Source organism: Streptomyces sp. NPDC058145, from assembly GCF_042884245.1.
GTDB lineage: Bacteria > Actinomycetota > Actinomycetes > Streptomycetales > Streptomycetaceae > Streptomyces.
In genome coordinates this window covers 1-13387 of record NZ_JBHVUH010000045.1, presented here as the reverse complement: position 1 = coordinate 13387, position 13387 = coordinate 1, and the positions used below count along the sequence as shown (strand labels likewise).

14 protein-coding genes and 1 riboswitch are annotated in these 13387 nt (G+C 69.3%); of the genes, 3 read left to right on the top strand and 11 right to left on the bottom strand.

All coding sequences use genetic code 11. The features are described from left to right. Positions 1-299 precede the first annotated feature (299 nt). Together ACFVVO_RS39025 and ACFVVO_RS39020 are read right to left on the bottom strand one after the other, a co-directional pair. Positions 300-1643 carry an NYN domain-containing protein gene (locus ACFVVO_RS39025; protein WP_390061643.1) on the bottom strand — a complete coding sequence of 448 codons (1344 nt, stop codon included), beginning with the start codon at positions 1641-1643 and terminating at the stop codon, positions 300-302. Positions 1644-1680: 37 nt separating this feature from the next. After that, positions 1681-1920, bottom strand: coding sequence for a hypothetical protein (locus tag ACFVVO_RS39020; protein ID WP_029382693.1), 240 nt, complete (start codon positions 1918-1920; stop codon positions 1681-1683). Between the two features lie 153 nt (positions 1921-2073). Here ACFVVO_RS39020 and ACFVVO_RS39015 point away from each other — a divergent pair, with 153 nt between their 5' ends. Both ACFVVO_RS39015 and ACFVVO_RS39010 read left to right on the top strand, forming a co-directional pair. Then, complete coding sequence (locus ACFVVO_RS39015; protein WP_390061642.1) at positions 2074-2817, top strand: rhomboid family intramembrane serine protease; 744 nt, start codon at positions 2074-2076, stop codon at positions 2815-2817. Beyond that, a complete protein-coding gene (locus ACFVVO_RS39010; RefSeq protein ID WP_199210240.1) occupies positions 2814-3095 on the top strand; it encodes an Lrp/AsnC ligand binding domain-containing protein in 282 nt (93 codons plus the stop codon). The genes ACFVVO_RS39015 and ACFVVO_RS39010 overlap by 4 nt, the downstream gene beginning before the upstream one ends. Before the next feature lie 29 nt (positions 3096-3124). Here the strand turns inward: ACFVVO_RS39010 and ACFVVO_RS39005 are convergent, their stop codons facing one another. The 6 genes from ACFVVO_RS39005 to ACFVVO_RS38980 form a co-directional block, all read right to left on the bottom strand. Continuing rightward, positions 3125-4495: an aminotransferase class V-fold PLP-dependent enzyme gene (locus tag ACFVVO_RS39005; protein ID WP_390061640.1), complete on the bottom strand. Its 1371-nt coding sequence runs from the start codon at positions 4493-4495 to the stop codon at positions 3125-3127. 182 nt (positions 4496-4677) lie between these two features. After that, positions 4678-4794: riboswitch (SAM riboswitch) on the bottom strand. 84 nt (positions 4795-4878) lie between these two features. Further along, positions 4879-5943 (bottom strand): anthranilate phosphoribosyltransferase, encoded by a 1065-nt coding sequence (gene trpD, locus ACFVVO_RS39000; RefSeq protein ID WP_390061639.1) that lies wholly within the window; start codon positions 5941-5943, stop codon positions 4879-4881. A gap of 123 nt (positions 5944-6066) precedes the next feature. Beyond that, positions 6067-7698 carry a cytochrome bc complex cytochrome b subunit gene (locus tag ACFVVO_RS38995; protein ID WP_390061638.1) on the bottom strand — a complete coding sequence of 544 codons (1632 nt, stop codon included), beginning with the start codon at positions 7696-7698 and terminating at the stop codon, positions 6067-6069. Continuing rightward, positions 7695-8753 carry a Rieske 2Fe-2S domain-containing protein gene (locus ACFVVO_RS38990; protein ID WP_390061637.1) on the bottom strand — a complete coding sequence of 353 codons (1059 nt, stop codon included), beginning with the start codon at positions 8751-8753 and terminating at the stop codon, positions 7695-7697. The genes ACFVVO_RS38995 and ACFVVO_RS38990 overlap by 4 nt, the downstream gene beginning before the upstream one ends. Further along, positions 8750-9562 carry a c-type cytochrome gene (locus tag ACFVVO_RS38985; protein WP_390061635.1) on the bottom strand — a complete coding sequence of 271 codons (813 nt, stop codon included), beginning with the start codon at positions 9560-9562 and terminating at the stop codon, positions 8750-8752. The genes ACFVVO_RS38990 and ACFVVO_RS38985 overlap by 4 nt, the downstream gene beginning before the upstream one ends. Positions 9563-9621: 59 nt before the next feature. Further along, positions 9622-10242, bottom strand: coding sequence for a heme-copper oxidase subunit III (locus ACFVVO_RS38980; RefSeq protein WP_390061633.1), 621 nt, complete (start codon positions 10240-10242; stop codon positions 9622-9624). Positions 10243-10388: 146 nt separating this feature from the next. On the opposite strand from ACFVVO_RS38980, the gene ACFVVO_RS38975 reads away from it, so the two are divergent. Then, positions 10389-10790 (top strand): hypothetical protein, encoded by a 402-nt coding sequence (locus tag ACFVVO_RS38975; protein ID WP_390061631.1) that lies wholly within the window; start codon positions 10389-10391, stop codon positions 10788-10790. Positions 10791-10838: 48 nt separating this feature from the next. Here ACFVVO_RS38975 and ACFVVO_RS38970 read toward each other — a convergent pair whose 3' ends face one another. From ACFVVO_RS38970 to ACFVVO_RS38960, 3 genes are all read right to left on the bottom strand, one after another. Beyond that, the gene (locus ACFVVO_RS38970) at positions 10839-12104 is read right to left on the bottom strand and encodes an Ig-like domain-containing protein (protein ID WP_390061629.1); all 1266 of its coding nucleotides are present in this window, start codon (positions 12102-12104) and stop codon (positions 10839-10841) included. 141 nt (positions 12105-12245) lie between these two features. Continuing rightward, entirely contained in the window at positions 12246-12644 is a 399-nt protein-coding gene (locus tag ACFVVO_RS38965; protein WP_390061628.1) for a cytochrome c oxidase subunit 4, read from the bottom strand. Beyond that, positions 12641-13387: cbb3-type cytochrome c oxidase subunit I (locus tag ACFVVO_RS38960; RefSeq protein ID WP_390061626.1), on the bottom strand; the 747-nt coding region annotated here is incomplete at its 5' end. The genes ACFVVO_RS38965 and ACFVVO_RS38960, both read right to left, overlap by 4 nt.

Sequence of the window (13387 nt, the reverse complement as noted above, 5' to 3'; positions counted from 1 at the left end):
GCTCAGCACGACGGCGGCGGCTGCCGCGGTGGTCAGCACGGTGACACGCGTGCGGCTCGGCTGCTTGGGTCGACGATGGGACGCCACGAGGGACGATCTCCTTCTTGTGAGTGATCACCCGTTCGGAGGTTCGAGCCCAGACCCTAGTGACCCAGTTGTGATCAGTTCAAATCCCCGCGGCAAAAAATCCGGTGACGCAACGCATTCTTTGCACACAACTCACGTGCGGTGATGCCCGATCGACACTACGTTGCGTGAAGATACGGCCAATTCGGGCATTGCATATGCGCGTTGCACCTTCAGGACAGTCGCTTCAGAAGTACCGCAGAGGCCACGGGACGGGCACCGGCGCGGGCGACCCCGTCGGCCACCTCCCGGTCGGTCGAGGCGACGATGACCGGACGGCCCGGCGGCTCGGCGCGCACGAGCTGACGGATCAGCTCGTCCGCCGTGACACCCGGCTTGGAGAACAGCACCCGCACCCCGCGCGGCGGCGCGAGCAGCACCGGCGCGGCCAGCTCGGCGCCGTCGAAGACACAGGTCACCTCGGCGCCGGTCTGCGCGGCGAGCGCCGAGAGCTGGCCCAGCAGGCGCAGCCGCTGCTTCTCCAGCGGCATCTGGGGATAGCCGGTCTTGGTGACGTTGTAGCCGTCGACCACCAGATGCGCCTGCGGCAGCGCCAGCAACTGGTCGAGGATCGCCGGGTCGTTCTCGGACAGTGCCCGGGCCGCGATGTCCTTCGGGGTCATCCGTCCCGGTTCGACCGCGTCCACGGTCTCGGCCGGGCGCACGGAGACCGGCGGCAGGGCGAGTTCACGCCGGAGCCCCTGGGCGGCGTCCAGCATGGTGTCCAGCAGCAGCCGCACCCGCATGTCCTCCACGCTGCGGCCCTCGCGGGCCGCCCGGCGGGTGGCCTCCAGCGCCGCCTCGACCTCGCCCAGGCGCGCCTTGAGCCGCCGGGACTCGCTCTCGGCGGCCGACAGCTGCGCGTGCCCCTCGGCGCGCAGGGCCTCGATCTCGCCCCGGACCTTGCGCAGCGCGGCCTCACCGCGCTTGACGTCGCTGAGCGCGGCACGCAGCTTGCGGTGCAGCGACTCCGCTTCCCGCTTCGCCGACTCCGCCTCGACGCGCAGCCGTTCGGTCTCGGCGCGGGTCTGCTCGCGGGCCTGGTCCAGCTCCGCGCGCAGCCGCTCGAGTTCGGCGCGGCTCTCCTCGTCGGCCCGCTCGGCGTCGGCGCGCTGCGCCTCCTCGCCGGCCGCGGTGACCAGCTTCACCCAGCCCGTGGCCCGCAGTACGTAGGCCGCGGCCGCCACATCGAGCGGGTCCGCGGCCGGGGGCGGTGAGCCGGAGTCGAGCGCGCCGGAGAGTTCCGGCTGCGCCTCTCTGAACTTCTCCCCGATCCGCTGCCGGAACAGCGCGTCGGTCTCCAGCGCCGCCGCCATCGCGTTGCCGGCGAACTTGGCCCGGCGATTGGGGGCGAACCGGGCGTACTGCCGCAACTGGGCGGGCAGTTCCGTCACGGTCAGCAGACCGAAGCCGTCCGAGACGATCTGCACGACCCGCCGGCGCACGCCGTCGGGCAGCGGACGGTCAAGCACCTCAGCGGTGCCGTCGCCCGGCCCCCCGCCTGCGGTCTCCACCATCCGTCACACCCCAATACCTCTACGGGACCCGCTCCGCTCAGGAGCCGGCGCCCGGCCTGTCCACGAGTTCCACCTGGTCCACCGCGTTGCACCAACGGCAACGGACCGACTCGATGGTCTCACTGACCACCTCGCGCTCCTCGACCGTCGGCTCGCCCGCGAGGTCGAGGTGAACGTACTCGACGACCTTCGACGAGCGGGTCACGTCGAAGCGGGTGAGGTTGCCGCAGAGGGCGCAGCGCCATCGTGTCGTGGCGGTCGGCAGGGGAACCGTCATCGTGACTGTTCGCTTCCTTCTCGGGTCGGTCCGCGCCGCTCCCCGACGCGTGTGGCTCGTAACCCTACGGCCTGCCGGTCGATCGCCGCCCGTCCGTCCACGGCGGCGAGGCGATCTGCCGGCTTACGTCCCGTTACGTCATGCTCTGTAGTCATGATCCGCACCTGGGGCCCGGCGGTCTGTGGAGCGTTCCGGGCGGTCCGGGGCGCCTCCGCGCCGATGACGTACGTCCTCCTCGTCCTGTGCACCCTGATCTTCGTGCTCGGCCCGGCCTCCGGCCTCACCCCGGCGTACGGCTCGGGCGGGGCGCTGTTCGCGGCGCAGCGGGCGTACTTCCGCCACTGGGGCGTGGTCCCGGCCGAGCTGTTCGACCCGTCGGTCCGGGCGGCCCTGACCCCGGCCACCGCCCTGTTCGTGCACGGCAGCTGGGTGCATCTGCTCGGCAACATGCTCTTCCTCTTCGTCTTCGGGCTGATGACCGAGGAACGGATGGGCCGGGTGGAGTTCACCCTCTTCTACGTCGGCTGCGGTTACCTGGCCCTGCTGGGCTACGCGGCCGCCAACGCCACCTCCGGGCAGTCGCTGGTGGGCGCCTCGGGGGCGATCTCGGCGGTCCTCGGAGCGTTCCTGTACCTGTTCCCGCGTGCCCGTGTGACCAGTCTCCTCCCCTTCCTGTTCTTCCTGCCCCTGCGCTTCCCGGCCTGGGTGGTGCTGCCCTTCTGGGCGGCCCTGCAGTGGCTCGCGGCGGGCCGCTCCGGCCAGGGCCCCGGGGTGGCCTACCTCGCCCACCTGATCGGCTTCGGCCTCGGCTTCGGCTACGCGTGGGTGCGCTACGGGCCGACTACTAGAGTGAAGTCCGCACCGGCCCCGGCGCCCGAGGGAGAGAACCTGCCGTGATCACCGCGATTGTCCTGATCAAGACCAGCGTGGACCGGATCCCCGAGATCGCGGAGCAGATCGCTTCGCTGGATTCCGTGAGCGAGGTTTTCTCCGTCACCGGCACCTACGACCTGATCGCCATGGTGCGGGTGCGGCAGCACGAGGACCTGGCCGACGTCATCCCGGGACGGATCAGCAAGATCCCCGGCGTGGAGGGCACCGACACGCACGTCGCGTTCCGCACGTACTCCCAGCACGACCTGGAGGCGGCGTTCGCGATCGGCCTCGACTCGTGAACGCCGCCGCCTAGCTCCGTGCGCCCGGCTCAGGCCTGGTCGCGCACCGGCACGCAGCGCCCGTCCTCGGCGCGGTAGCGCCACCGCGCGCCGTCGCGGACCAGTTCCCTCACCGCGTCGACGAAGCGCTCGACGTGCTCGTCGGGCGTGCCCGCCCCGAAGCTGACCCGGACGGCGTTCAGGGACTTCTCACCGGGCGCGGCCTCGGTCGCCCCGCACTCGCCCTGGGTCCGCGGGTCGCCGCCCAGCAGGGTGCGGACCAGCGGGTGGGCGCAGAACAGGCCGTCGCGGACGCCGATGCCGTACTCGGCGGAGAGCGCGGCGGCGAAGTGGGAGCTGTTCCAGCCCTCGACGACGAAGGAGAGCACGCCGACCCGCGGGGCGTCGTCACCGAAGAGGGAGAGCACCCTGACCTCCGGCACCTCGGCGAGACCCGCCCGGACCCGGGTGATCAGGTGCTGCTCGCGGGCCACGAGGGCGTCCCAGCCGGCCTCGGTGAGGGCCTTGCAGGCGGAGGCGATGGAGTAGGCGCCGATGACGTTCGGGGAGCCGGCCTCGTGGCGCGCGGCGCTCTCGTGCCACTCCACGTCCACTCCCCCGTCGGTGCGCCGGGCGACCCTGCGGCTGGCGCCGCCGCCCGCGAGGTACGGCTCGGCCGCGACCAGCCAGTCGGCCCGGCCGGCCAGCACGCCGGACCCGAAGGGCGCGTACAGCTTGTGACCGGAGAAGGCCACCCAGTCGACGTCCAGGTCCCGGACCGACACCGGGTGGTGCGGGGCCAGCTGGGCGGCGTCCAGGACGATCCGGGCCCCGTGCGCGTGGGCCGCGGCGGCCAGCTCGCGCACCGGCCACAGCTCCCCGGTGACGTTGGAGGCGCCGGTGACGCACACCAGGGCCGGGCCGTGCGGGTCGCGGTCGGCGAGGGCCCGCTCCAGGGTCTCCACGGCCCGCCGCGGGGTGCGCGGCGCGTCGAGGACGGTCACCCTCGCGTCCTGCCACGGCAGCAGGGCGGCGTGGTGCTCGGTCTCGAAGACGAAGACCTCGCAGCCGGCCGGGAGCGCGCGGGCGAGGAGGTTCAGGGAGTCGGTGGTCGACCGGGTGAAGACCACCTGGTCGCTCTCGCGGCAGTCGAGGAATCCGGCGACCGTCCGGCGGGCGTTCTCGAACAGGTCGGTGGAGAGCTGGGAGAGGTGGCCGGCACCGCGGTGGACGCTGCCGTAGTACGGCGCGTAGGCGGCGACGTCGTCCCAGACGCGCTGCAGGGCGGGGGCGCTGGCGGCGTAGTCCAGCGCGGCGTAGGTGACCTCGCCGCCCGTCACGAGCGGGACGGTGACGTCACACCCCAGAACGGGCAACTGGTCACAAATGGTGCGGGGGGCGGCAGCGGTGGAGACGGACATGGGTGCACTCCCGTGAGGCAGGCCGGTGACACCGTGCGAGCGGTACGGCTCGAAGCACGGCGGAAGGTGAAAAGGGGTACGCGGAGGCGGGGCTCTACGCCCTATCGCATTCGCTTGCTCACAGAAGGCTCCCTCGACGACCAGGACCCCTGGTCCCGCGCTCCTTCAGGAGCCGCGCGAGGGGTCCGCGCTTGCCGTGGACCTCGCTGCCCACGACCTGGTCCTCACCCGGGGCACCCCGCCACGGACGGAGGGTTGCCGGACAGCCGGCCGGGGCCGAATGGCTGTCACTCATGACCTGGTTCAGTATCCTGCCACACGATCTCCGATGCGCAAGGCGCGGTCCGCCATCCGGACCGCGCCCGCGTCGCACCCGGCGGGTGTCAGGCGTTGCTGGCCGCCACCCACCGCTCCAGCGTCCGCTTCGCCGCCCCGCTGTCGATCGACTCCGCCGCCCTCGCCATGCCCGCGCGCAGCTGCTCGGTGAGCGGCGCGTCGGCCGGATGCAGGGCGACCAGCGCCGCCGCCGAGTTCAGCAGCACCGTGTCCCGGACGGGGCCGTGCTCGCCGTCCAGCACGCGCCGGGCCACCTCCGCGTTGTACGAGGCGTCGGCGCCGCGCAGCGCCTCCACGGGGACCAGCTCGATGCCGACGTCCCGCGGGTCGAAGCGCTCCTCGGTGACCTTGCCGTCCCGGACCACCCACACCCGGGACGTGGCGGTGGTGGTCAGTTCGTCCAGGCCGTCGTCGCCCCGGAACACCAGGGCGGAGTTCCCGCGCTCGGCGAGGACCCCGGCCACGATCGGGGCCATGCGCGGATCGGCCACACCGACCGCCTGGGCGCGCACCTTGGCCGGGTTCGTCAGCGGGCCGAGCACGTTGAAGGTGGTACGGATGCCCAACTGGCCGCGGGCCGCCGCGACATGGCGCAGCGACGGGTGGAACTTCACCGCGAAGCAGATGGTGATGCCGGCCTCTTCGGCGACCTCGGCGACCCGTCGCGGGGTCAGGTGGAGATTGATGCCGAGCTTCTCCAGGACGTCGGAGGAGCCGGAGGCGGAGGACGCGGCGCGGTTGCCGTGCTTGACCACCTTCGTGCCGGTGCCGGCGACGACGATCGACGACATGGTGGAGATGTTCACCGTCTTCGCGCCGTCGCCGCCGGTGCCGACGATGTCGACGGCCGGCCCGGGCACCTCGATCACATTCGCGTGCTCGTACATGGTCCGCACGAGGCCGGTGATCTCCTGGACCGTCTCGCCCTTGGCGCGCAGCGCCACCATGAAGCCGGCGATCTGGGCGTCGGTAGCCTCGCCGCGCATGATGCGGTCCATCGCCCAGGCGGTCTCGTCGGCGGACAGATCCCGGCCGTCCAGCAGACCGTTCAGCAGGGCGGGCCAGGAACGGCCCGCCGCGGTGTCGCCTCCAGCGGGGGTCACAGCGCTCATAGCCGCTCCTGGGTGTCGTCGCAGAACAGTGTGTTCCCACCCTATCCAGCCCCGGACACGGCGAAGGGCCCCGTCCGCAACGCGGACGGAGCCCTTCGACTGTGGCGTGGCGACGCTCGGGGATCAGTGGTGGCCGTGGCCGCTCGTGATCTCCCGGTACTCCTCGACGGTGGCCTTCGGGATCTGGTTGTCCTCGCCGAAGTAGGCGTTGCTGAGCTTGGCGCGCAGCTTCTCGGACCCCTTCACCCTGCGCTCGACACCGTTCTCGTCCACCGTCGGGCCGATCTCGGCCGGCTCGTACTGGTGGTGGGTGGTGAGGGTGTGCAACTGCTCCTGGCTGAGCGGCTCGTGGATCTCGATGAACTCACCGTGCGGCAGGCGCTTGATGATGCCCGTCTCGCGGCCGTGCAGCACCTTCTCGCGGTCCCGGCGCTGCAGGCCGAGGCAGATCCGCTTGGTGACGATGAAGGCGATGACCGGTCCGGCGAAGAAGGAGATCCGGACGAACCACGTGACCGCGTTGAGCGACAGCTGGAAGTGGGTGGCGAAGAGGTCGTTGCCACCGCCCACCAGGCCGACCATGTACACCGTGATCCAGGCGACACCGAACCCGGTGCGCGTCGGGGCGTTGCGCGGGCGGTCCAGGATGTGGTGCTCGCCCTTGTCCCCGGTGACCCAGGACTCGATGAACGGGTAGAGCGCGATCGCGGCGAGCACCAGGCCGAAGAGGACCAGCGGGATGAACACGCCCAGGACGAGCGTGTGACCCCAGAAGTTGATCTCCCAGCCCGGCATGTAGCGGACCAGACCCTCGGCGAAGCCCATGTACCAGTCGGGCTGGGCGCCCGTGGACACCTGGTCCGGACGGTAGGGGCCCATGGCCCAGATCGGGTTGATCTGGGTGACCGCGGCGATGGCCGCGATCACACCGAAGACCAGGAAGAAGAAGCCTCCGGCCTTGGCCATGTAGACCGGCAGCAGCGGCATGCCGACGACGTTCTTGTTGGTCTTTCCGGGACCCGCGAACTGCGTGTGCTTGTGGTAGAAGACCAGGATCAGGTGGCCCACCACCAGGCCGAGCATGATGCCCGGCAGCAGCAGGATGTGGATCGAGTAGAACCGGGCCACGAAGTCGTGGCCGGGGAACTCGCCGCCGAAGAGGAAGTACGAGATGTACGTGCCGACGATCGGCATGGACAGGATCGCGCCCTCGGTGAAGCGCACACCGGTGCCGGAGAGCAGGTCGTCCGGGAGCGAGTAACCGGTGAAGCCGGTGAACATGCCCAGGACGAACAGCAGGAAGCCGAACAGCCAGTTGATCTCACGCGGCTTGCGGAACGCGCCGGTGAAGAACACGCGCATCATGTGCACGAACATGCCGGCGAGGAAGATCAGCGCGGCCCAGTGGTGGATCTGCCGGATGAGCAGACCACCGCGCACGTCGAAGGAGATGTGCAGGGTCGAGCTGAAGGCCTCGGACATCAGCTGTCCCTGGAGCGGGACGTAGCTGCCGTGGTACTCCACCTCGTTCATCGACGGGTGGAAGAACAGCGTCAGATAGACACCGGTCAGGATGATGATGAGGAAGCTGTACAGGCAGACTTCACCCAACATGAACGACCAGTGGTCGGGGAAGATCTTGCGCATGTTGGACTTGGCCAGGGAGTAGATCCCGAGCCGTCCGTCGGCCCAGTCGGCGACCCGCTCGCCGGCCGGCGCCTTGCCGCGTCGTTCGTTGTTCTCGTTGGTGCTCATCCGCGCTCCCAGAATGCAGGACCGACGGGCTCCTCGAAGTCGCCGAGCGCCTGGAGGTAACCCTCGTCGTTCACGCCGATGCGGAGCTGCGGCAGGGCGTGACCGGCGGGGCCGAAGATCACTCGGGCACCGTCGGAGAGGTCGAAGGTGGACTGGTGGCACGGGCACAGGACGTGATGCGTCTGCTGCTCGTACAGCGAGATCGGGCAACCGACGTGGGTGCAGATCTTCGAGAAGGCGACGATGCCCTCGTGCGACCAGTCGAGCTCGCGCTTGTCCTTGATGTTGCCCGGCTGCAACCGGATGATCATCAGGGCGGCCTTGGCGATCTCGTTCTGGAAGTCCTCGTCGGTCTCCTCCAGGCCCTCGGGCCTGACGAAGGTGAGCGAACCGACCTGGATGTCCTCGGGACGCAGCGGCTGGTTCGTGTTCGTGTTGACGAGGAGCTTGCCCTTGGCCCACACGGTGTGCCGCAGCGAGGTGCCGGGCAGCGGGCCGAGGTCGCGCAGCAGGACGACGCCGGAGAGCGGCACCAGGGTGAGCGCGCCGAACATCGTGTTGCGGATCAGCTTGCGGCGGCCGAGCGCCGACTCCTTGGCGCCCTGCTTGAAGTCCGCGTGGACCTGCGCGCGGACCTCGGGCGGGGCCGCGATCGGGTGACGCTCGGCGGCGACCTCCACGTCGGACATCAGGGTGCGGGCCCAGTGGACCGCGCCCGCGCCGATGCAGAACAGCGCCGCGCCCAGGGTCAGGCCGAGCGCGAAGTTCAGCGCGCTGATGTGCCCGATCGGGAAGACGAAGACCGAGGTGTCGGGCGAGATCGTCACGTACGAGGCGATGAAGCCGACGGTGGCCAGCATCGAGAACGTGAACAGCAGGGCGACGACGCGCTCGGACCGCTTGGCGGCCCGCTCGTCGATGTCCTGGATCCGGTGCTCGTGGGGCGGCAGCCCCGGGTCCGCGAACGGGTTCGCCTCGTCCGCGACGCTCACGGCGCCGTGCGCGTGGTCCTGCTCTGCGGGCAGGTTCTCTTCTGGAATGTCTTGGCTACTCATGACTTCTTGGCCTTTGCGGTCCGGGCGGCGACCCACACGGCAACCGCGATCAGTGCGCCGAGACCGAAGATCCAGGCGAACAGACCCTCGGTGACCGGCCCGAGGCCGCCCAGCTCGAGGCCGCCCGGGTTGACCGTCTCGTCACCGTTGACCGCGTTCAGGTACGCGATGATGTCCTTCTTGTTCTTCTCCGACATCGTGGTGTCGGGGAAGGACGGCATGTTCTGCGGGCCGGTCTGCATGGCCTCGTACATGTGCTTGGGGTCCACACCCTCGAGGCTCGGCGCGTACTTGCCCTTGGTGAGGGCACCACCCTTGCCGGTGAAGTTGTGGCACTGCGCGCAGTTGGTGCGGAACAGCTCGCCACCCTTGGCGATGTCCGCGCCCTCCGGGCCGTACTGCTGCTTCGTCGGCACGTTCGGGCCGGCGCCCAGCGACGCGACGTACGCGGCGAGCTGGTCGATCTCGGCCTGGGTGTAGGTGACCTTCTTGCGCGGGAGCTGGGCCATCTGGGAGGTGGAGGCCGGCATACGGCCGGTGCCCACCTGGAAGTCGACGGCCGCGGCGCCCACGCCGACCAGACTCGGCCCGTCGGAGGAGCCCTTGCCACCGGTGCCGTGGCAGCTGGCGCAGCCGACCTCGTAGAGCTTCTTGCCCTCCTTGATGGTCAGGGACTGGGAGGTTTCATCGGCCTGTGCCTTGCTCGCGGGCGCGAACGCGGCGTACAGCCCCCCAGTGGCCGCCAGCGCGAGGAGTAGGACGACGACCGCCGCCAGCGGATGGCGTCGTCGTGAGGAGAGCTTTTTCACGGATTACCCCGGTGTCAGGATCTTCTGCGTCGATGCTGGATGTGCGGGAACGGTCCCGGCTACTTGATCAGGTAGATCGTGGCGAAGAGGCCGATCCAGACGACATCGACGAAGTGCCAGTAGTAGGACACGACGATGGCCGCGGTCGCCTGCTCGTGAGTGAACCTCTTCGCCGCGTAGGTGCGGCCGAGGACCAGCAGGAAGGCGATGAGTCCGCCCGTCACGTGCAGGCCGTGGAAGCCGGTGGTCAGGTAGAACACCGAGCCGTACGGGTCGGAGGACAGGGAGATCCCGTCCTTCTTCACCAGCTCCGTGTACTCGTAGATCTGACCGCCGATGAAGATCGCGCCCATGATGAAGGTGAGACTGAACCAGCCACGGAGCTTCTTCACGTCCCCGCGCTCGGCGGCGAAGACGCCGAGCTGACAGGTCAGCGAGGAGAGCACCAGGATCGTGGTGTTCGTGGCGGAGAAGGGCACGTTGAGTGCCTCCGCCATCTTCTTCCAGTGCGCCGGTCCGGTCACCGACCGGAGGGTGAAGTACATCGCGAAGAGGGCCGCGAAGAACATCAGCTCGGAACTCAGCCAGATGATGGTTCCGACGCTGGTGAGGTTCGGTCGATTGACCGACGGGTGCGCGTGCCCGGTTTCTACTGTCGTTGCTGTCGCCACGACCGACATTATGTCGGTCGCTTATCCCGCCCTCACTCCGGGGGGTGCCGTTCGGAGTGTCTTGCCCCGTCGAACCGGTGTTGACGTGGTGTTCATGGGAGTAGCATCCGCCTCGAACGGCCCGGTCCGTACGACGTCGACGTCTCGGAGGAAGCATGCAGCCGACCGCCACAGTGCTGGTGTACAGCGACGACTCCAACACCCGCGAACAGGTGCGGCTGGCCGCAGGGCGACGGCCCGCTCCGGACGTGCCGGTCGTGGAGTTCCTGGAGTGCGCGACGCCCGAGGCGGTGCTGCGCGAGCTGGACAAGGGCGGCATCGACGTGTGCGTGCTCGACGGCGAGGCCGTGCCGATGGGCGGCATGGGGGTGTGCCGGCAGATCAAGGACGAGGTGTTCAACTGCCCGCCCGTGCTGCTGCTGATGGGGCGGCCGCAGGATGCCTGGCTGGCCACCTGGAGCCGTGCGGACGCCGCTGTGACGCTGCCGGTGGAGCCGGTGGAGTTCGCCTCCGCCCTGGCCTCCCTGCTGCGCCGTAAGCGGCTGCTGGGCGTCTGACGGGCGGTCCGGGGGCGCGGGGCGGGCCGTACCGCCCCGCGCCCCGGGTCACAGGGCCACCGGCCGCAGCCTGGGGGCGTCGTGGGACGGTGCCGCGGTGTCCGGTGTGCCGGCCGTCAGGGCGCTGCCCGTGCGCCACTTGTTCCAGTCGAGGTTCCAGTCCCCGAAGCCGTTGCCGAAGGCCTCCATCGGGTCACCGTTGGAGTTGATCACCTTGACGATGTCACCCGGATGGACGTTGTCGAAGAACCACTCGGCATTGGACGTGCTCATCCCCGTGCAGCCGTGGCTGACGTTGGCGGAGCCCTGGGAGCCGACCGACCAGGGCGCGGCGTGCACGTACTCACCGGACCAGGTGACCCGGGTGGCGTAGTAGACCGGCAGGTCGTACGAGTCGGAGCTGCCCTCGGCGATGCCGACGGTGGTACCGCGCATCCGTACGAGGTACTGCTTCTCCAGGACGACCTTGACCCCGTTGCGGGTCTCGAAGCCGGGCTTGCCCGTGGTGACCGGGATCTGCTCGACCTCCTGCCCGTTCTTGTAGTACGTCAGCTGGTGCGTCGAGGCGTCCGTGACGGCCTCGATCCGGTCACCGGTTGTGATCTTCAACGCCTTCGCCTTGCCGCCCCAGAGCCGGTCGCTGATCTTCACGCCCTCCAGGTTGCTGTGCACCTGGATAGTGGTGTGGGCGGCCCAGTAGTCCTTGGGGCGGAAGTGGAGTTCCTTGTTGCTGACCCAGTACCAGGAGCCCTGCACGGCCGGCACGGAGTCCACACGCAGGCCGCGCTCCACGACGGCCCGCTGCGCCTTGTCCTTGACCTCGCGGTCGAGTTGGGCGGTGATGGGCTGTCCGACGCCGTAGACGCCCGACTCGGGCCCGAACGTGACGTTCAGCCGCTGCTTGCTGGTGGGCTTGCTGGTGTCGAAGGTGAGGACCTTGCGGCCGGGCGCCCCGTCGTCGTCCTCGGTGCTGACGCGGACCGTGTAATGGGCGTTCGCGGCCAGCGGGGAGATGCTGTGCCAGCGACTGCCGTCGGCGGCGAGTTCGCCCGCCACGAAGCGCCCTGTGGAGTCCTGGGCGGTGACGTCGGTGATCCGGCCCTCACCGCTCTCGGCGGTGATCTCCAGGGGCTTGTCCGGGTCGGCCCGCTTCCCCGCTTCGGTGGGGCCGTTGAAGGAGATCTGGCCCGCCGCGTCGTACGGACTGGCCGACAGGGGGTTGCCGTCCGAACCGCAGGAGGTGACGCCCGCGCCGAGGGCGATCACCAGCAACGCGCAGCTGACGACGGTGCGGGTCCGCGGAGTGTGATTCATATGATCACGCTATGAGATGGAGACCTGCTTGGCGCGGTACGTAAGTCGTTCGGGTGATGCGTCGTGGCAAAAGCAGGAGCCCGGACCCTCCTGACGGAGGATCCGGGCTCCTGGCGCGCTCGGCGCGGGCGTCACCGCGTCCTACTGGGTGCGGTTCTCACCGTGGTAGTACTCGAACACCCAGCCGAACAGGCCGATGGCGATGATCGGCGCGGCGAAGTAGATCAGCCACCAGCCGACCGCGATGCTGAGGAAGGCGATCGCGCCGCCGACGCCCAGCATGAGCGGCTGCCAGCTGTGCGGGCTGAAGAAGCCCAGCTCGCCCGCTTCGTCCGCGACATCGGCCTCCTTGTCGTCCTGGGCACCCGCGTCGACCCGCCGGGCGGTGAAGCCCAGGTAGAAGCCGATCATGATGGCCAGGCCGAAGGCCAGGAAGAGCGCCGTGGTGCCGGCCGGCTCCTTCGACCACACGCCGTACACGACGGCCATGATCAGGAGGAAGAAGCTCAGCCAGATGAACATCCGGCCCTGGATCTTCACTTGCCGGCCTCCTTCTCGCCCGCGATGGCGGTGCCGTGACCGGCGTGCTCGAGCTGCTCGAGCGCGGCGATCTCGGGGTGGTGCAGGTCGAACGCCGGGGATTCACTGCGGATCCGCGGCAGGGTGAGGAAGTTGTGCCGCGGCGGCGGGCAGGACGTCGCCCACTCGAGCGAACGGCCGTAGCCCCAGGGGTCGTCCACGCCGACCGGCTTGCCGTACTTGGCCGTCTTCCACACGTTGTAGAGGAACGGCAGGATCGACAGGCCCAGCAGGAACGAGCTGATGGTCGAGATCGTGTTCAGGGCGGTGAAGCCGTCGGCCGCCAGGTAGTCGGCGTACCGGCGCGGCATGCCCTCCACGCCCAGCCAGTGCTGGATCAGGAAGGTGCCGTGGAAGCCGATGAACAGCGTCCAGAAGGTGATCTTGCCGAGACGCTCGTCCAGCATCTTGCCGGTCATCTTCGGCCACCAGAAGTGGAAGCCGGAGAACATGGCGAAGACGACCGTACCGAAGACCACGTAGTGGAAGTGGGCCACCACGAAGTACGAGTCGGACACGTGGAAGTCCATCGGGGGCGAGGCCAGGATGACACCGGTCAGACCACCGAACGTGAAGGTGATCAGGAAGCCGACGGCCCAGAGCATCGGTGTCTCGAAGGACAGCGAACCCTTCCACATCGTGCCGATCCAGTTGAAGAACTTCACACCGGTCGGTACGGCGATCAGGAACGTCATGAAGGAGAA